Genomic DNA, 18,112 nt, shown 5'->3' on the forward strand with positions numbered 1-18,112 from the left:
GATGAACGCGCAAATCAGCGAAGAGGTTCACACCCTGTGTCGGCGCTATCAGGCGCTGGCGCTGAGCGAAGACCCGACCACACTGACGGTCGCGCTCAGCGAAGAAGCGCCGCAGGGGCTGCTGGCGGCGCTGCGTTTCGCCACCGGTAAACGCATCCATCTGGAACAATGGCCGGCGGCCAGGTTGGAGCTGGCGCTTAACCAGCGCCACGAACCGCTCTCGGCGCCGCTGGCGGCCGAAGAGGACACAACCGACATCGCCTACCCCGACGACGGCGATGCGCCGGTGGTGCAATTCATCAACCAGACGCTGCGCCTGGCCATCCAGCGCCGCGCCTCGGACATCCACTTCGAGCCCTTTCGACAGCATTTTCGCATTCGTCTGCGCATCGACGGCGTACTGCAAACCCTCGCCTCACCGCCGCCGCAGCTGACCGCGCGCCTCATCGCCCGGCTGAAGATCCTCGGCCAGTTGGATATCGCCGAGCGCCGTCAGCCTCAGGATGGGCAGCTCAGCCTGACGCTGGACAGCGCGCGCTATGCCATGCGTATCGCCACTCTGCCGACGCTGCACGGCGAAAAGGTGGTGCTACGCGTTCAGCAGGGCGAGCAACAAGAACTGCCGCTGGATCAGTTGGGCATGAGCCGGGCGGATCTGGCGCGCTACGCGACGGCGCTGGCCTGCCCGCAAGGGTTAATCCTGGTGACCGGCCCGACCGGCAGCGGCAAAACGGTGACGCTGTACAGCGGTCTGCGCCAGTTGAACGATGCGCAGAGCAACCTATGCAGCGTCGAGGATCCGGTCGAGATCCCGCTGTTCGGCGTTAATCAGACCCAGATCAACGCCAAAACCGAGCTGAGCTTCGCCCGGGTGCTGCGCGCCCTGCTGCGCCAGGATCCGGACGTCATCATGGTCGGCGAGATCCGCGATGCGGAAACCGCCGAGATCGCGGTCAAGGCCGCGCAAACCGGCCACCTGGTGCTGTCGACGCTGCATACCAACTCCACCGGCGAAACCCTGACGCGGCTGATGCACATGGGGATCCCCGGCTACCTGCTCGCCGGCTGCCTGAAGCTGGTCGTCGCGCAGCGGTTGGTGCGCAGGCTGTGCCGCCACTGCCGCTATCCGCAAAGCCAGCCGACGCATTTTCCCAGCGCGATCTGGCCGGAACCGCTAACCGTCTGGCGCGCCGATGGCTGCGAGCATTGCTTCGGCGGTTACTATGGGCGCATCGGCGTGTATGAACTGTTAGCCATTACGCCGGAAATACAGGCGGCATTGCTGGCGAACGCCACTCCCAGTCTGCTGGCGGATATCGCTCGCGAACAGGGGCAGCTTTCGCTGCTGCAGGCGGGCCTGGCGCTGGCCGCCGAAGGCACGACCTCGCTGGAAGAACTGTACCGCGTGATCGACGTCGTCCAGCCTGGCATAGCCGCGCCATGAAAGCGCGCCGGCTGTTTCTTTGGCAGGCTTTCGACGCACAGGGCGCCTTACGCCGCGGCGAACTGATGAGCGAAGAAAAACGGCAGGTGAGCCGGTTGCTGATCGAACAAGGCCTGCAACCGTACCGAATCGGGCACGGCAAACGCGTTACGCCCGACCAATGGCGTGGAGAACCGTTAATCCATTTCGCCCGCCAGCTCGCCACTCTGCTGCAGGCGGGGTTGCCGCTGGTCAATGCGCTGCAGTTGCTGGCAGCAGAGCATCCTTCGGCAGCCTGGCGCTGCCTGCTGCGCCAGCTGGCCGACCAGGTGCGCGAAGGGCAACCGCTTTCCGAAACCCTCGCCGAACAACCGGGGATTTTTCCCCTGATCTACCGCCAGCTGATCGCCATCGGCGAACTGACCGGTAACCTCGATCGCTGCTGCCTGCAGCTGGCACAACAGCAAGAAGCCCAGCTGCTGCTGCGCCGCAAGGTGACCAAGGCGCTGCGGTATCCCCTCTTCATCTGTGCGGTGGCGCTGCTGGTCAGCGTGCTGATGCTGGTGATGGTGCTGCCAGAATTCGCCAAGGTTTATCAATCGTTCGATGCGCCACTGCCCTGGTTTACCCAAGGGCTATTGAAGTTGTCCGCGCTGCTGATCGCCGTTGGCCCCTATTTGGCGCTGCTGCTCGGCGCATCGCTGTTCGGCTACTGCCGCTGGCTGCATCCGCGCCCGCCGTGGCGCAGACGTGAACAGGCACTCTTGCTTCGCCTGCCGCTGATCGCCCGGCTGGTGAGCGGCGGCGCGCTGAGCCAAACATTTCGCATCCTGACCATGACCCAACGCGCCGGGCTGACGCTGGTGGAAGGCTTGAGCGCGGCGGCGCTGGCGGCTGACCATCTGCTGTACCGACAGGCGCTGGAGCAGGTGCGACGGCAGATCGCCGAAGGAGAAGCCTTTCATCATGCCATGGGCCTGCAACCGCTGTTTCCGCCGCTGTGCCGGCAGTTGGTGCGGGTGGGCGAAGAGTCCGGTTCGCTGGACGCCTTGCTGGATAAATTGGCGCAGTGGTATGAACGGCAGACGCACGAGCTGGCCGATACGCTGGCGCAAACGCTGGAGCCGCTGCTGATGCTGGTGGTGGGCGGGATTGTCGGCGCTTTGGTGATCGCCATGTACCTGCCTATCTTTCAACTGGGCAGCGTGTTGGGATAAAGGGAAGAGGATAGCGGGCGCCGCGGTGTGCTGCGCCCGAATGCAAGGTGCGGCTTATTTGCTGCCGAAGACGCGGTTTTCCTGCTCTGCCACGCGGATAAAGGTGGTGCGCTTGGTCAGCTCTTTCAAACGCTCGGCGCCGACGTAGGTGCAGGCGGAACGCAGGCCGCCGAGGATATCGCGCACGGTAAACTCCACCTCGCCCCTCAGCGGCAGCTTGACGGTTTTCCCTTCGGCCGCGCGATACTCCGCTACGCCGCCGACATGGCGCTTCATCGCTGACTCGGAGCTCATGCCGTAGAACAGCATGAACTTCTCGCCGTTCTCTTCCACCACGGTGCCTTCGCACTCGTCGTGGCCGGCCAGCATGCCACCCAGCATCACGAAGTCCGCGCCGCCACCGAAGGCTTTGGCGACATCGCCCGGCACCGAGCAGCCGCCGTCGCTGACAATTTGGCCGCCCAGCCCATGGGCCGCATCGGCGCATTCGATCACCGCCGACAGCTGCGGATAGCCCACGCCGGTTTTCACGCGGGTGGTGCATACCGACCCCGGGCCAATGCCGACTTTAACGATGTCGGCGCCGGAGAGGATCAACTCTTCCACCATCTCGCCGGTCACTACGTTGCCGGCGCAGATCACGTGATTCGGGCAGGCTTCGCGCGCTTTCTGCAGGAAGGCGACGAAGTGTTCAGAGTAGCCGTTGGCCACGTCGATACAGATGAATTTCAGCGCCGGAGACAGGGCCAGGATCTGCTGCATTTTGGCGAAGTCGGCTTCGGAGGTGCCGGTGGACACCATCACGTGGCGCAGCACCGATTCCGGCATGCGCTGCACGAAGTCAGCCCATTGCTCGACGCTGTAATGTTTGTGTACGGCGGTGAGAACGTCGAAAGAAGCCAGGGCCTCGGCCATGCGGAAGGTGCCCACCGTGTCCATGTTGGCGGCGATAATCGGCACGCCGGACCAGCTGCAACCTGAATGCTTGAAGGTAAACTGACGTTCCAGTTCAACCTCGGAACGGCTTTTCAGCGTGGAGCGCTTAGGGCGGATCAACACGTCTTTAAAACCCAACTTCAAATCTTCTTCAATACGCATGACTTATGATTTCCTGGTTAATGGCGACGGATCGCAAGGAGGATGTTCGAACCTCTGCCCGACGGCTTTCCAGTGGCGCAAAAAGACGGCGGCGAGATTAATGCCAGTTCCAGTGACGTTATAATACGCGCTAATAATCGCCGAACAAGACTGCGAATTCGCCTTTATTTACGCTACAATCCGACAAATTTACCTGCATAATCGCAGTGTGATTGCCCGCTCATTTTTGCCGTGCCGCTGCGCTTTTTCTCGCCGCCCGAACGGGGCCGACGCGCAAGCGCCGCCTGCCGACTTGCACTTCTGCGCGATCGCTTTATGATTCGTCTATTATTTTTTTATGAACATCGGATGCACCTAACACCATGGCCTACATTGTTGCGTTGACCGGGGGCATAGGCAGCGGCAAAACGACCGTTGCGAACGCCTTTGCGCGCCACGGCGCAGCCATTGTCGATGCCGACGTGATCGCCCGTCAGGTCGTCGAGCCGGGCACCCCTGCTCTGGCCGCGATCGCCGAGCGATTTGGTAATGAAATGTTGCTGCCGGACGGCGCGCTCAACCGCGCTGCTCTGCGTCAGCGCATCTTCAGCCACCCCGATGATAAAACCTGGCTGAACCAACTACTGCATCCGCTGATACACCGCGAGACCCAACGCCAACTGGCGCAGGCTGCCAGCCCGTACGCACTGTGGGTGGTGCCGCTGCTGGTGGAAAACCGCCTGCAGGATCGCGCCGATCGGGTGCTCGTGATCGATGTCGACGCTGAGACCCAGTTGGCTCGCACCATCGCGCGCGACGGCGTCAGCCGCGAGCAAGCGCAGAGCATTCTCGCCGCCCAGGCCACGCGCCAGCAGCGCCTCGCCGTGGCGGATGACATTATTGACAACAGCGGCGCCGCTCAGGGGATAGAGCCACAGGTCGCCGCACTGCATCGTCGCTACCTTGAACTGGCGGCAACAGCGCCCCAACAGGATTAAACTGCATGAGTGATGTTTCCCCAACCGTTCTCTTTGAACACCCGCTTAACGAAAAAATGCGCACCTGGCTGCGCATCGAATTTCTGCTGCAACAGCTACACGGCCAGCGCGCCCTGAGCGAAACCGCCATCGCCCTTACCTTCTTTCGCACCGTCTCCGACCTGCTGGACGTGCTGGAGCGCGGCGAAGTGCGCACCGAACTGCTCAAAGAGCTGGAGCGCCAGCAGCAAAAACTGTTGGCCTGGGCCGATGTGCCGGGCGTGGATATGGCGCTGATCGATCAGCTGCGCGGCCAGTTGAAGTCGCGCTCATCGGCGCTGATGGCGGCGCCGCGCCTCGGTCAGGCGCTGCGTGAAGACCGGCTGATCGGCCTGGTGCGCCAGCGGCTGAACATTCCCGGCGGCTGCTGCAGCTTCGATCTGCCAACCCTGCACATGTGGATGCACGCGCCGCAGCAGGATCGCGACGCCGACGTCGCCGCCTGGCTGCAATCGTTGGATCCGCTGAACCAGGCGCTGATCATGGTGCTGGATCTGATCCGTCAGTCGGGGCCGTTCCGCAATCAAATCAGCCTGAACGGCTTTTTCCAGGACAACGCCGAAGGGGCGGATCTGCTACGCCTGCGCCTCCATCTGGCGCCGCAGCTTTATCCGCAGATTTCTGGCCACAAGACGCGTTATGCCATTCGTTTCCTGCCGCTGGACAGCGAAAATGGCGTGGTGCCTGAACGCCTGACGTTCGAATTGGCCTGTTGTTGAACTCATGAAAGCAAGCCTTCTCAGCACTGACAGAAGGCGTAAGGAACCGTTATGACGACCGTAGTGAAATGCCCAACCTGTGGCACCGGCGTGGTTTGGGGTGAAGTCAGCCCGTTCCGGCCGTTTTGCAGCAAGCGCTGCCAGCTGATTGATCTTGGCGAGTGGGCCGATGAAGAGAAGCGCATTCCGAGCAACAGCGATCTGTCGGAAAGCGAAGACTGGAGCGAACTCGACGACCGCTAGCCGCCGGTTGAAGGCCTGGCGGACGCCAGGCCAATCTTGTTATTGCGCGGCGTTAGCCTGCGCCACCAGCAGTTGAATAATGCCGACGTTGGCTTCCGGGAAGTCGTCTTCACGCAGATCGGCCTGTTTTACCCAGCGCATCGGCTGCCCTTCACGGCCAAACGGCTCGCCCGCCCAACGCTCCACCAGATAAAAATTCAGTGTCACGATGCGATCGCTGAAACGATGCTCCACCACCTCCAACAGTTCGGCACGTTCGGCTTCGATACCGGTCTCTTCACGCAACTCGCGGCTCAGGGCCTGTTCCGGCGTCTCACCCGGTTCGATCTTGCCGCCGGGAAACTCCCAAAATCCGGCCATGTGCGTGTCAGCGGCGCGGCGGGTAATAAAGATCTCCCGTTGAGCATTGCGGATGATGCCCACGGCGATATTCAGATGTTTCATCTCACCCTCCTGATGGGTGCCAAAAAACAGGGGCTCAGCAAGCTGAACCCCTGGGTGTTATCGGTTAACCGCGGCCGGCATTACTGCAGGCGGCCGTGACACTGCTTGTATTTCTTGCCGGAGCCGCATGGGCAAGGATCGTTGCGGCCCACTTTACGCTCGGCGGTGGCCGGCGCGTTCGGATCTTCGGTCACCAGCGCGTTCTCGTCGTGGTGGCTCAGCTGTTGCTGCTGCGCCAGGCGCTCAGCCTCTTCACGACGCTGCTGTTCCAGCGCTTCCACTTCTTCCGGCATCCGCACCTGTACCTTGCTCAGCACGCTGATCACTTCATATTTCAGCGATTCCAGCATGGTGGCGAACATGTTGAAGGATTCGCGCTTGTACTCCTGCTTCGGATCCTTCTGCGCATAGCCGCGCAGGTGGATGCCCTGACGCAGGTAGTCCATCGCCGCCAGGTGCTCTTTCCACAGGGAATCCAGCGTCTGCAGCATCACGCCCTTCTCGAAGTTGCGCATCATTTCGCTGCCGACCACGTCTTCCTTACGCAGGTACTGCTCTTTGGCGTTCTCCAGAATACGTTCGCGCAGCGTCTCTTCGTGCAGCTCCGGCTCTTTGTCCAGCCACTGGGCAATTGGCATCTCCAGATCGAAGTCGTTCTTCAGGCGCTCTTCCAGCCCCTGAATGTCCCACTCTTCTTCCAGCGACTGCGGCGTGATGTAGTTGTCGATGGTGCTCTTGAACACGTCCTCGCGGATGCTGGCGATGGTTTCGCTCACGTCGGACACGTCCAGCAATTCGTTACGCTGGCTGTAGATAGCGCGGCGCTGATCGTTGGCGACATCGTCGTATTCCAGCAGCTGCTTACGGATATCGAAGTTGCGGCTCTCCACCTTGCGCTGGGCGTTGGCGATCGCCTTGGTCACCCACGGGTGCTCAATCGCTTCGCCTTCTTTCATGCCCAGTTTACGCATCATGCCAGACACGCGATCCGAGGCGAAGATACGCATCAGGGCATCTTCCATCGACAGGTAGAAGCGAGATGAACCGGCGTCGCCCTGACGACCGGAACGGCCGCGCAGCTGGTTATCGATACGGCGCGATTCATGGCGCTCGGTGCCGATAATATGCAGACCGCCCGCCGCCAGTACCGCGTCGTGGCGCACTTTCCAGGCGGCTTTGATGGCTTCAATTTGCTCTTCTGTCGGTTCTTCCAGCAGCGCCACTTCGGCCTGCCAGCTGCCGCCCAGCACGATATCGGTACCACGGCCCGCCATGTTGGTGGCGATGGTCACCGCACCGCTCTGACCCGCCTGGGCGACGATGTCCGCCTCCATGGCGTGGAATTTGGCGTTCAGCACCTTGTGCTCGATACCCGCTTTGGTCAGCTCATGGGAAACCACTTCGGATTTCTCGATTGAGATGGTACCCACCAGCACCGGCTGGCCTTTGGCGGTACGCTCGCGGATGTCTTCGATGATGGCACCGATCTTCTCTTTCTCGGTCATGTACACCAGATCCGGCATATCCTTACGGATCATCGGACGGTTGGTTGGCACCACGATGGTGTCCAGCTTGTAGATCGAGCTGAATTCGAAGGCTTCGGTATCGGCGGTACCGGTCATCCCGGCCAGCTTCTCGTACAGACGGAAGTAGTTCTGGAAGGTGATCGAAGCCAGCGTCTGGTTCTCGTTCTGGATCTCCACGCCTTCTTTGGCTTCCACCGCCTGGTGCAGACCGTCGGACCAGCGGCGGCCCTGCATGGTACGGCCGGTGTGCTCATCGACGATGATCACTTCGCCGTCTTTCACGATGTAGTCCACGTCGCGGGTAAACAGCACGTGGGCACGCAGCGCGGCGGTAACGTGGTGCATCAGCATGATGTTGGTCGGCGAGTACAGCGATTCGCCTTCATCCATGATGCCAGCTTCCACCAGCATCTCTTCGATCAGGATCAGACCGCGTTCGGTCAGGTGGACCTGACGCGCCTTCTCATCCACCGAGAAGTGCCCTTCACCCTTGAAGGTGTCGGAGTCTTCTTTTTCCTGGCGGATCAGTTTAGGGATCAGCTTGTTGACCTTGATGTACATCTCGGAGCTGTCTTCTGCCGGGCCGGAGATGATCAGCGGCGTACGCGCTTCATCGATCAGGATGGAGTCCACCTCATCCACCAGCGCATAGTGCAGTTTGCGCTGCACGCGCTCTTCCGGGCTGAACGCCATGTTGTCGCGCAGGTAGTCGAAGCCGTATTCGTTGTTGGTGCCGTAGGTGATGTCGGCGGCGTAAGCTTCACGCTTGGCCGGCGCCGGCATGCCCGGCAGGTTGATACCGATGCTCAGGCCGAGGAACTCGAACAACGGACGGTTGTTTTCGGCGTCACGCTGCGCCAGATAGTCGTTGACGGTCACGACGTGCACGCCGCGGCCGCTCAGGGCGTTCAGATAAGCCGGCAGCGTCGCGGTCAGGGTTTTACCTTCACCGGTGCGCATCTCGGCGATGCAGCGATCGTTCAGCACCATGCCGCCCAGCAGCTGCACGTCGAAGTGACGCATGCCGAACACGCGCTTGCTCGCCTCACGCACCACGGCGAAGGCTTCCGGGATCAGGCTGTCCAACGACTCGCCTTTCTCCAGGCGCGCGCGGAACTCGTTGGTTTTCGCTTTCAGCTCGTCATCGGACAGTTTTTCCATGTCCGGTTCCATGCGGTTGATCTGCTCAACCACTTTGCGCATGCGGCGCAGGGTACGATCGTTACGGCTGCCAAAAACTTTGGTTAATAATTTCACTAACATGATGTTTGATATCTCTGTCATGACGGCCGAGCACGGCAGTCAACTTGCTATTATTTATGGTTTTTGTGCCCGAAGGGCGAAGTCAGACGAGTGCGGCGGGCCCGGCACGAATGCCTTGCACCTGCGCCACCCACAGGCCGGTCTGGTGGCGCGCCAGCGTGGGCAGCACCTCAAGGTGGGTGTGGCGAATGATGGTCGGCGGCTTCGGCTCGTGCGTCAGCAGCGCGTTGAGAGTAGAAAGCAGCGCCAGTTGCGCTACCTGCAAAGGGGGTTCCGCTTCGGCTTCGCTTTCCTGCACCCGCGCATAAACCGCCTGCGGCGCCAGCGCGAAAGAGAGGTGACGAATGACGGTGCGCAGCGCATGTTGCTGCCAATAATCTACGCTGAAGGTAGGACGGCGATGTGCGTCCTGCAGCAGGGCCAGGCTGTTGAAGGTGCCGTTGGCCGAATTTTGCCGGTTAAGGCTGGACGATGTGCTCGGCAGTGCGGCCTGATCGGGGGCGCCGGACAAATTGGAAGGTGCGCCAAGCGTGGCCGCAACCATCCCTAACAGGAGATGGGGCCAGAAATAACGTCTGCCAAATTGTCGCCAACGATTTAGAATACCGATCACGAGTTTATAATCCGCCGGAGCCCATTATGCGCGATAGCCGTCCACAATTATTAGATGTCCTGTTCGACGACGCGTCTGCCGGCAGCAAAGGGACGCTGCAAAACGTCCAGCAACGCGCGGTGGCGCTGCTCAAGCTTAACCGTGCAGTGAAGGGCCTGTTGCCCGCTCCCCTGCATCCCTGGTGCCGCGTCGCGAATTTCCGACAGGGTATTTTAGTGCTCGAAACGGCAAATGCCAGTTGGATGATGCGCTTGCGCTACGAACAACCCGCTTTGCTGTCTGCACTACGAGCGCAAATTCTACCATCATTGTCGTCGATCGACATCAGGATTAATCCGGCCTTGATGGCGAAAGGCAGCAACCAGGTGCAAAACGCCGAAAAAGCGCCGGAAAAACCCGTGCCAATGCGGCATTTGAGTCTGGAAAGTGCGGAGGAACTGAGAGGATTGGCAAGCCGTAGCCCGGAGAAGCTGCGCAAAATATTGGAACGGCTGGCTGCATTGGCCGGAGAGGGTACCAACACAACCAGTCGTGATAAGTAATCAGCGACACGAACTGCAAAACACCCGACAGCCGGCATCACACCATCGCGAGCCTGAATTCTCAGGCTCTCAGGGGATGCGCCTGCCGTTATTCGCAGGCGAGGAATTCAGACCTTACGCCAATACGGTAGACGGTGCCTTGAATGCCAATGGCATTTCGGCTTCGTCCTGGAAGGTCACGTATTCCCACGCTTCCTGCTTGGCCAGCACGGCCTGCAGCAGTTTGTTGTTCAGCGCGTGGCCAGACTTGAACGCGGTGAACGCGCCAATAATGTTGTGGCCGCACATGAACAGGTCGCCGATGGCGTCCAGCATTTTGTGACGTACGAATTCGTCTTCGAAACGCAGACCGTCTTCGTTCAGCACGCGGTAATCATCTACCACGATGGCGCAATCGAAACTGCCGCCCAAGGCCAGGCCACGGGACTGCAGGTATTCGATGTCACGCATAAACCCGAAGGTGCGCGCGCGGCTGATTTGACGCACGAACGACTCAGCCGAGAAATCAAGGCGATAGCGCTGAGAGCTGGCGTCGATAGCCGGGTGGTTGAAATCGATGGTGAAGTCCAAGCGGAACCCGTTATGCGGGGACAGCTCGGCCCATTTATCGCCATCTTCAACACGCACAGTCTCTTTCAGACGCAGGAATTTCTTCGCCGAGTTCAGTTCTTCGATGCCGGCATCCAGCAGCAAGAACACGAACGGACTGGCGCTGCCGTCCATGATTGGGATTTCAGCGGCGTCGACTTCAATGACGATGTTGTCGATGCCCAGCCCAGCCAGCGCGGCGTTGAGGTGCTCAACGGTCGAAATACGCACGTCATGCTCATTCACCAGGCAAGTACAGAGCATGGTATCACGCACGGATTTTGCATCAGCCGGAAAATCAACCGGTGGATTCAAGTCAGTGCGACGATAGATGACCCCGGTATTAGCCGGCGCTGGGCGCATTGTCAGCGTGACTTTCTTGCCGGTATGCAAACCGACGCCAGTCGCCTGAACAATACGTTTTAATGTCCTTTGTTTGATCATCGTTTTATCTCGCAATGTTATCCATCCTACCAGCCAAGCATACAGCATGGCTGGCGGGACAGTTTAGCACAAAGAGCGGAGATTCCAAATTCTCAGGATATTCTTAGTCTGCCTGCTTACGCAGGAAGGCTGGAATATCAAGATAGTCGGGCTCTTTATTCGGCTGCGCAGCTTGGTCGTTGACCACCTTCGCGGCAGGTTTCACTTCCTGCGGCAGAGGCGACATGCCGTGCTGCTGATAACGGTGATCCATCACCGGCTGGCTGGCCTGCTTATTGGTCACCAGGGTGATTTCAGGACGCTTGTCCATACCGATACCGGTTGCAACCACGGTTACGCGCAGTTCGTCGTTCATTTCTGGATCCAGCGAGGTACCGATAACCACGGTAGCGTTGTCGGAAGCGAACGCGCGGATGGTGTTACCCACGGTTTCGAACTCATCCAGACGCAGGTCGAAGCCAGCGGTAATGTTGACCAACACGCCGCGCGCGCCGGACAGGTCGATGTCTTCCAGCAGTGGGCTGGAGATCGCCATTTCGGCCGCTTCTTCGGCGCGGTCTTCACCGCAAGCCACGCCGGAACCCATCATCGCGTAGCCCATTTCGGACATCACGGTGCGCACGTCGGCGAAGTCGACGTTCATCAGGCCCGGACGGGTGATCAGCTCGGCAATACCCTGCACCGCGCCTTTCAGCACGTCGTTGGCCGCGCCGAACGCGTCCAGCAGAGAGATGCCGCGACCCAGAACTTTCAGCAATTTGTCGTTCGGGATGGTGATCAGCGAGTCCACGTGTTTGGACAGTTCAGCGATACCCTGCTCCGCGAATGCCATGCGCTTCTTGCCTTCGAAGTTGAAAGGCTTGGTCACCACGGCCACGGTCAGAATACCCAAATCTTTAGCCACTTCAGCCACCACTGGCGCCGCACCGGTACCGGTACCGCCGCCCATGCCGGCTGCGATGAAGACCATGTCTGCGCCGTCCAACGCTGCGCGCAGGGCTTCGCGGTCTTCTTCCGCTGAATTGCGACCCACTTCAGGGTTCGCGCCCGCACCCAGACCTTTGGTAATACCGCTACCAATCTGGATGGTTTGGCCAACCGCCGTTTTACGGAGCGCCTGGGCGTCCGTGTTCACAGCGAAGAATTCAACACCTTCGATGCGCTCGCGCACCATGTGTTCAACGGCGTTGCCACCGCCGCCGCCGACGCCGATGACTTTAATCACCGCGTCATTGGTTAGTTCCATTGGTTCAAACATAGTTTCTCTCCGTTTTGTGCCTGTCGCTGCGAGATCATAAAAAGATTACTCAGCATGATCTCTTTGTTGAAACATTAAAACTCTTTTCTCAGCCAGCTATTGATGCGTTTAAACCAATTGCCCACCGAGGCGCGTTTTTCTACTTCTGTCTCACCGCTCAGGTGAGACTCTTTTCCATAGTGCAGCAGACCTACCGCCGTCGAGTAGTAAGGCTCCTGCGCATAATCCGTCAGACCCGTGATGTTCAAGGGTTGGCCGATGCGTACCTGGGTATGGAACACCCGTTGCGCACAGGCTGCCAGGCCATCAATCTGGGCGGCGCCACCGGTCAGCACGATACCTGCCGCCAGATGATGCTTCACCCCTTGCTGACGCAGTTGCTCCTGCAATTGCAAAATTTCATCGTTAACCAGATTCAACAGTTCGGTGTAGCGTGGCTCAATGACTTCAGCCAGCGTCTGTCTTTGCAGACTGCGCGGAGGACGTCCCCCGACGCTAGGCACCTCTACATTCTCATCCTTGCTAACAATCGACCCAAGCGCACAGCCGTGTCGAACTTTAATCGCTTCCGCGTCGGTCGGCGGCGTGCCGAAGGCGTAGGCGATATCGCTGGTGACCACGTTCCCGGCGTAAGGGATCACTTTGGTGTGGCGCAGCGCACCGCCGGTGTACACCGCCATATCCATGGTGCCGCCGCCGATATCCACCACGCAAACGCCGAGTTCGCGTTCATCTTCGGTCAGCACCGCGTAGCTCGCGGCCAGACCGGCGAAAATAAGTTGGTCAACTTTCAAGCCGCAACGTTCCACGGCCTTGACGATGTTCTTCGCCATATCGTTATGGCAGGTAATCAGATGCACCTTGGCCTGCATGCGCACGCCGGACAGCCCAACCGGGTTTTTGATGCCTTCCTGATAATCGATGGCGTATTCCTGAGGAATCACGTGCAGGATGCGGTGTTCGTCGCGCACGCGCACCGATTTGGCGGTGTGCACCACATTCTCCACGTCGTCCTGCGTCACTTCCTCTTCCGAGATCGGCACCATGCCGATTTCGTTCTGGCAGCTGATGTGTTTGCCCGACAGCGCCAGGTACACCGACGAGATCTGGCAGTCCGCCATCAGCTCGGCCTGATCGATGGCGCGCTGTACGCACTTCACCACCGACTCCAGGTCGTTTACGCCGCCCTTATCCATGCCGCGAGACGGGCAGCTGCCCACCCCGATAATGTTGACCATGCCATCGGGCAGAACTTCCCCTACCAATGCGGAGACTTTTGCAGTACCGATCTCCAGTCCAACTACCAGTTTTCTGTCCGTCGACTTGATCATTGTTGTTTTGCCTGTGCCTGATTCTGTTGCTGATTACTGTTTTGCTGACCGCCAAGCGCCTGCGGATCGACCAACACCGGAGCCCACCCTACCGAAGCGCCGGACTCGTAGCGCAGATCGACATAGCTGACACGCTTGCTCTCCGCCTGACCCTGCTGCTGCAATACCGGGTAAAGCTCGATAAACCGCTGCAAACGCCCGTTGCGGTCATCGCGCCCCAGCTCAAGCCGGACATCGTTGTCCAGCGCCAGCTGCCAGGAATGGCGCGCGGTCATCGCCGCCATTTTCAGCGTATACTTGCTGGCCGCCAACGTGGCGCTCATCGCCCGATAGCCCTCCAGCACATCCTGTTCGCTCCCTTCCGGCCCGTAGAGCAGCGGCAACTTCTGCTTGCCCGCCCGCTCCGCCGGCACACTGAACGCTTTGCCGTCGGCGTCCACCATGTGCAAATCGTTCCAGCGCGCCACCGGGACGTACTCCACCAGATGGATCTTCAGCTCATCCGGCCATTGTTTGCGCACGCTGGCCTGCTTGATCCACGGCAGACGTTCGATCTGCTGCTGGATGACGTCCACATCCTGCGTCATAAAGGTGCCGGGTGCGCCCAGCGCCAGGATCGCCTGACGAATATCATCGTTGGTGGTGTAATGGCGTTCGCCGGTCACCACCAGCCTTGAGAGCGGCAGGCGACTGGCGTCTTTCATCCAGCCAAGCACCGCCCAACCGCTCCACACGACCGTTCCCAACACCATCAGCAGGAAAATCATTCCCGCCAACTGGGTTCCATTGCTGCGGCGCGGGCCGTTATCCACCTCGCGATCGCGCGCATTCAGGGCAGCTTGCGACATATCAGTCGGCCAACTCCAAAATTCTCGCCACTAGCTGCGAGAAGCTTAATCCAAACTGGCGCGCTGCCATCGGCACCAGGCTATGACTGGTCATGCCCGGAGAGGTGTTCACCTCAAGCAGATAGAAGCTGCCATCGCTGTCTTGCATTACGTCGACGCGGCCCCAGCCGCTGCAGTCCAGACCGCGGTAGGCGCGCAGCGCCAACGCCGCCATCTCGGCTTCCTGCTCGGCGCTCAAACCACTCGGGCAGAAGTACTGCGTATCGTCCGAAATGTACTTGGCCTGGTAGTCGTAAAACACGCCGGCCGGCTGGATACGGATCGACGGCAGCACCTGGTCGCCCAGCATCGCCACGGTGTATTCCGGCCCGCTCAACCACTTCTCCACCAGCACATCGTCGTCATGGCGGAAGGCTTCTTCCAGCGCCGCTGCCAACGCCGCGCTTTCGGTGACCTTGCTCATGCCGACGCTGGAGCCTTCACGGCTCGGCTTGACGATCACCGGCAGGCCGAGATCCGCCACGCGCGCCAGTAGCGCCGCTTTTTCGGCGCCGAGATACAGCTGGCGATTCAGCGCCACGTAAGGCGCCACCGGCAAGCCCATCGACTGCCACACCATCTTGGTGCGCCATTTGTCCATGGTCAGCGCCGAGGCCATCACGCCGCTGCCGGTATAAGGCAGCTCGAGGAACTCCAGCAGCCCCTGCAGGGTGCCGTCCTCGCCGCCGCGGCCGTGCAGCGCGATAAACACTTTGGTGAACCCTTGATCTTTCAGCTGGGTCACCGGGAAATCGCGGGTATCGACGCCGTGCGCATCGATGCCGGCTTCGCGCAACCCGGCCAGCACCGCGGCGCCGGACTGCAGAGAAACGTCACGTTCAGCGGAGGTGCCGCCCAGCAGAACTGCAACTTTATCAGCCATGGTGCTCCTCCTCTTTCTTCGGCGGCTGCAGCTTCAGCTCGGCCAGTTTACGGGCGATTTTGCCCACGTTGCCGGCGCCTTGCACCAGCACCAGGTCTTCATCCTGCAGCAGCTGCGCCAGCGTTTCCGGCACGGTATCGGCATCGGAAACCAGGATCGGATCCAGCTTGCCGCGGCTGCGGATGGTGCGGCACAGCGAGCGGCTGTCCGCGCCCGGGATCGGCGCTTCACCGGCGGCGTACACGTCAAGCATCAGCAGCACATCCACCTGCGACAGCACGTTGGCGAAATCGTCGTACAGATCACGAGTACGCGTGTAGCGGTGCGGCTGGAAGATCATCACCAGACGCTTGTCCGGCCAGCCGGCGCGCGCCGCTTTCAGCGTGGCGTCCACTTCGGTCGGATGGTGGCCATAATCGTCCACCAGCATCGCGCTGCCCGCTTTGCCGTTGACCGGCTCCAGCGGAAACTCGCCGAGGAAATCGAAGCGGCGCCCAGTGCCCTGGAAGCCCGCCAGCGCGCGCAGGATATCTTCGTCGTCGATGCCTTCTTCGGTCGCTACCGCCACCGCCGCCGCTGCGTTCAACGCATTGTGGCGGCCCGGCGCGTTCAGCGTCACCGTCAGCAACGGTTTGTCCTGACGGCTCAGGGTAAAGTGCCCCTGCGGCCCAATCTGCCGGTAGTCTTCAATGCGCACGTCGGCATCTTCACTGAAGCCGTAGGTGGTGATGTGGCGACCCACGCGCGGCAGCAGCTCACGCACCACCGGATCGTCGATGCACATTACCGCGCGACCGTAGAACGGCAGGTTGTGCAAGAAATTGATAAACGTCTGCTTCAGGTTCTCGAAGTCGCCCTGGTAGGTGTCCATGTGGTCGGCTTCGATGTTGGTGACCACGGCCACCATCGGCTGCAGATGCAAGAACGACGCATCGCTCTCATCCGCTTCCGCGATCAGATAACGGCTGGACCCCAGTCGTGCGTGGGTCCCCGCCGCCTTCACCAGCCCGCCGTTGACGAAGGTCGGGTCCAGGCGGGCTTCGGCGTAAATGCTCGAGACCATCGCCGTGGTGGTGGTTTTGCCGTGCGTGCCGGCGATAGCGATACCGTGGCGAAAACGCATCAGCTCCGCCAGCATTTCAGCGCGGCGGATCACCGGGATGCGCGCTTCACGAGCGGCGACGATCTCCGGGTTGTCGGCGGAGATGGCGGTAGACACCACCACCACGCTCGCATCCAGCACGTTTTCCGGACGGTGATTGAAATAAATCGTCGCCCCGAGCGCGCTCAACTGTTGGGTGACCGGATTCGGCGCCAGGTCGGAGCCGCTGATCTGATACCCTTCGTTTGCCAACACTTCGGCGATACCACCCATGCCGGCACCACCGATGCCGACAAAGTGAATGTGCCGGACGCGACGCATCTCGGGCACGATAGTACGTAGTTTCGCCAGTTGTTGTGTATTCATCACTCTCTCTAATCCGGATCCGGTACCCCGGCCCTACATCACATTGCTTTTATTCAGGTTCGGCGCACCGAACCCCTGCACTCGTTACTTGGCGAGCCGCACCAGCTCCGCCGCCACGCGCTCGGTGGCATCCGGAATGGCGACCGCACGCGCTTTCTCGGCCATGGCCAGCAGCGTCTTGCGATCCCAACTCGCCAGCAGTTCGGCCACCACATCGGCGTTAAACTGCGGCTGTTCGATAATCTTCGCCGCGCCGGCTTCTTCCAGCGGACGCGCGTTCCAGTACTGCTGACGATCCTTGTGCATAAACGGCACGAAGATCGCCGGCAGCCCTGCCGCCGCGATTTCACTGACGGTCAACGCGCCGGAGCGGCAGACCACCACGTCGGCCCAGGCATAGGCGGCGGCCATGTCGTCGATGAACTCGGTCACTTTGTGCTGCGTCTGCCCTACCCTTTCGTAGTCGCGCAGCACCGTTTCCAGCGCGCCCTTGCCAACCTGATGCCAGAGCGTAATTCTATCGCCCAAACGCGCCGCGACTTCAGGAACTGTCTGATTCAGCACGCGGGCGCCCTGACTTCCGCCAATCACCAGCACGCGGATCGGGCCTTCGCGCCCTTGCAACCGCTCTGCCGGCAACGGCAGCGCCAACACGTCGGTACGCACCGGGTTGCCCACCACCTCGGCGTTCGGGAACGCGCCGGGGAAGGCCTGCATCACTTTGGCGGCGATGCGCGCCAGCCAGCGGTTGGTCAAACCGGCGATGCCGTTCTGCTCGTGCAGCACCACCGGGATGCCGCACTGCCAGGCTGCCAGGCCGCCGGGACCGGAGACGTAGCCGCCCATTCCCAGCACCACATCCGGCTGATAGCTGCGCATAATGGCTTTCGCCTGGCGCACCGCCTGCCAGATCCGCAGCGGTGCGGTCAATTGAGCCTTTAGGCCCTTGCCGCGCAGGCCGGAGATGCGGATAAAATCGATCTCGATCCCGTGCTTCGGCACCAGATCGGCTTCCATTCGGTCTGCGGTTCCGAGCCAGCGCACCTGCCAGCCCTGCGCCATCAGATGATGCGCGACCGCCAGCCCCGGGAACACGTGCCCACCGGTACCGCCTGCCATCACCATTAAACGCTTAGGTTTCCCGCTCAT

The 18,112-nt window shown here is 60.7% G+C and carries 17 protein-coding genes; 6 read left to right on the forward strand and 11 right to left on the reverse strand.

Annotation, left to right across the window (positions count from 1 at the left end; translation table 11 throughout):
• Position 1: 1 nt before the first annotated feature.
• Together gspE and hofC are read left to right on the forward strand one after the other, a co-directional pair.
• Entirely contained in the window at positions 2 to 1,444 is a 1,443-nt protein-coding gene (gspE, locus tag ACJ8J4_RS14800; RefSeq protein WP_197836214.1) for a type II secretion system protein GspE, read from the forward strand.
• Positions 1,441 to 2,640 carry a protein transport protein HofC gene (gene hofC, locus ACJ8J4_RS14805; RefSeq protein WP_197836216.1) on the forward strand — a complete coding sequence of 400 codons (1,200 nt, stop codon included), beginning with the start codon at positions 1,441 to 1,443 and terminating at the stop codon, positions 2,638 to 2,640. Before gspE ends, hofC begins: the two co-directional genes overlap by 4 nt.
• 54 nt (positions 2,641 to 2,694) lie before the next feature.
• Here the strand turns inward: hofC and ACJ8J4_RS14810 are convergent, their stop codons facing one another.
• The gene (locus tag ACJ8J4_RS14810) at positions 2,695 to 3,738 is read right to left on the reverse strand and encodes a GMP reductase (protein ID WP_015376656.1); all 1,044 of its coding nucleotides are present in this window, start codon (positions 3,736 to 3,738) and stop codon (positions 2,695 to 2,697) included.
• Between the two features lie 362 nt (positions 3,739 to 4,100).
• Here ACJ8J4_RS14810 and coaE point away from each other — a divergent pair, with 362 nt between their 5' ends.
• Genes coaE through yacG form a run of 3 tightly spaced genes read left to right on the forward strand, consistent with a single transcriptional unit; the run spans position 4,101 to position 5,716 of the window.
• On the forward strand, positions 4,101 to 4,715 hold the full coding sequence (gene coaE, locus ACJ8J4_RS14815; protein WP_043135914.1) for a dephospho-CoA kinase: 615 nt from the start codon (positions 4,101 to 4,103) through the stop codon (positions 4,713 to 4,715).
• A 5-nt stretch (positions 4,716 to 4,720) separates the two neighbouring features.
• The gene (zapD, locus tag ACJ8J4_RS14820) at positions 4,721 to 5,473 is read left to right on the forward strand and encodes a cell division protein ZapD (RefSeq protein ID WP_025301579.1); all 753 of its coding nucleotides are present in this window, start codon (positions 4,721 to 4,723) and stop codon (positions 5,471 to 5,473) included.
• Between the two features lie 51 nt (positions 5,474 to 5,524).
• Positions 5,525 to 5,716: a DNA gyrase inhibitor YacG gene (gene yacG / locus ACJ8J4_RS14825; RefSeq protein ID WP_025301578.1), complete on the forward strand. Its 192-nt coding sequence runs from the start codon at positions 5,525 to 5,527 to the stop codon at positions 5,714 to 5,716.
• Positions 5,717 to 5,755: 39 nt separating this feature from the next.
• On the opposite strand, the gene mutT is transcribed toward yacG, so the two are convergent.
• From mutT to secM, 3 genes are all read right to left on the reverse strand, one after another.
• Entirely contained in the window at positions 5,756 to 6,160 is a 405-nt protein-coding gene (mutT, locus tag ACJ8J4_RS14830) for an 8-oxo-dGTP diphosphatase MutT (RefSeq protein WP_264383796.1), read from the reverse strand.
• Positions 6,161 to 6,240: 80 nt separating this feature from the next.
• Positions 6,241 to 8,949, reverse strand: coding sequence for a preprotein translocase subunit SecA (gene secA, locus ACJ8J4_RS14835; protein ID WP_025301576.1), 2,709 nt, complete (start codon positions 8,947 to 8,949; stop codon positions 6,241 to 6,243).
• An 82-nt stretch (positions 8,950 to 9,031) separates the two neighbouring features.
• Entirely contained in the window at positions 9,032 to 9,562 is a 531-nt protein-coding gene (gene secM, locus ACJ8J4_RS14840; protein ID WP_049204789.1) for a secA translation cis-regulator SecM, read from the reverse strand.
• 26 nt (positions 9,563 to 9,588) lie between these two features.
• Between secM and ACJ8J4_RS14845 the strand changes: the two genes are divergently transcribed.
• Entirely contained in the window at positions 9,589 to 10,104 is a 516-nt protein-coding gene (locus ACJ8J4_RS14845; RefSeq protein ID WP_025301574.1) for a DUF721 domain-containing protein, read from the forward strand.
• 114 nt (positions 10,105 to 10,218) lie between these two features.
• On the opposite strand, the gene lpxC is transcribed toward ACJ8J4_RS14845, so the two are convergent.
• The 7 genes from lpxC to murG form a co-directional block, all read right to left on the reverse strand.
• Positions 10,219 to 11,136: a UDP-3-O-acyl-N-acetylglucosamine deacetylase gene (gene lpxC, locus ACJ8J4_RS14850; RefSeq protein WP_004932754.1), complete on the reverse strand. Its 918-nt coding sequence runs from the start codon at positions 11,134 to 11,136 to the stop codon at positions 10,219 to 10,221.
• A 103-nt stretch (positions 11,137 to 11,239) separates the two neighbouring features.
• The gene (gene ftsZ / locus ACJ8J4_RS14855) at positions 11,240 to 12,394 is read right to left on the reverse strand and encodes a cell division protein FtsZ (protein ID WP_004932757.1); all 1,155 of its coding nucleotides are present in this window, start codon (positions 12,392 to 12,394) and stop codon (positions 11,240 to 11,242) included.
• A 74-nt stretch (positions 12,395 to 12,468) separates the two neighbouring features.
• A complete protein-coding gene (gene ftsA, locus ACJ8J4_RS14860) occupies positions 12,469 to 13,725 on the reverse strand; it encodes a cell division protein FtsA (protein ID WP_004932758.1) in 1,257 nt (418 codons plus the stop codon).
• The gene (gene ftsQ / locus ACJ8J4_RS14865) at positions 13,722 to 14,573 is read right to left on the reverse strand and encodes a cell division protein FtsQ (protein ID WP_197836218.1); all 852 of its coding nucleotides are present in this window, start codon (positions 14,571 to 14,573) and stop codon (positions 13,722 to 13,724) included. Before ftsQ ends, ftsA begins: the two co-directional genes overlap by 4 nt.
• A gap of 1 nt (position 14,574) precedes the next feature.
• Positions 14,575 to 15,495 (reverse strand): D-alanine--D-alanine ligase, encoded by a 921-nt coding sequence (locus tag ACJ8J4_RS14870; RefSeq protein ID WP_043135922.1) that lies wholly within the window; start codon positions 15,493 to 15,495, stop codon positions 14,575 to 14,577.
• Complete coding sequence (gene murC, locus ACJ8J4_RS14875) at positions 15,488 to 16,963, reverse strand: UDP-N-acetylmuramate--L-alanine ligase (protein ID WP_025301571.1); 1,476 nt, start codon at positions 16,961 to 16,963, stop codon at positions 15,488 to 15,490. The genes ACJ8J4_RS14870 and murC overlap by 8 nt, the downstream gene beginning before the upstream one ends.
• A gap of 84 nt (positions 16,964 to 17,047) precedes the next feature.
• Entirely contained in the window at positions 17,048 to 18,112 is a 1,065-nt protein-coding gene (murG, locus tag ACJ8J4_RS14880; RefSeq protein ID WP_004932773.1) for an undecaprenyldiphospho-muramoylpentapeptide beta-N-acetylglucosaminyltransferase, read from the reverse strand.

It is taken from the genome of Serratia sp. CY47280, from assembly GCF_052168655.1.
In the GTDB taxonomy this organism is placed as follows: domain Bacteria; phylum Pseudomonadota; class Gammaproteobacteria; order Enterobacterales; family Enterobacteriaceae; genus Serratia; species Serratia bockelmannii.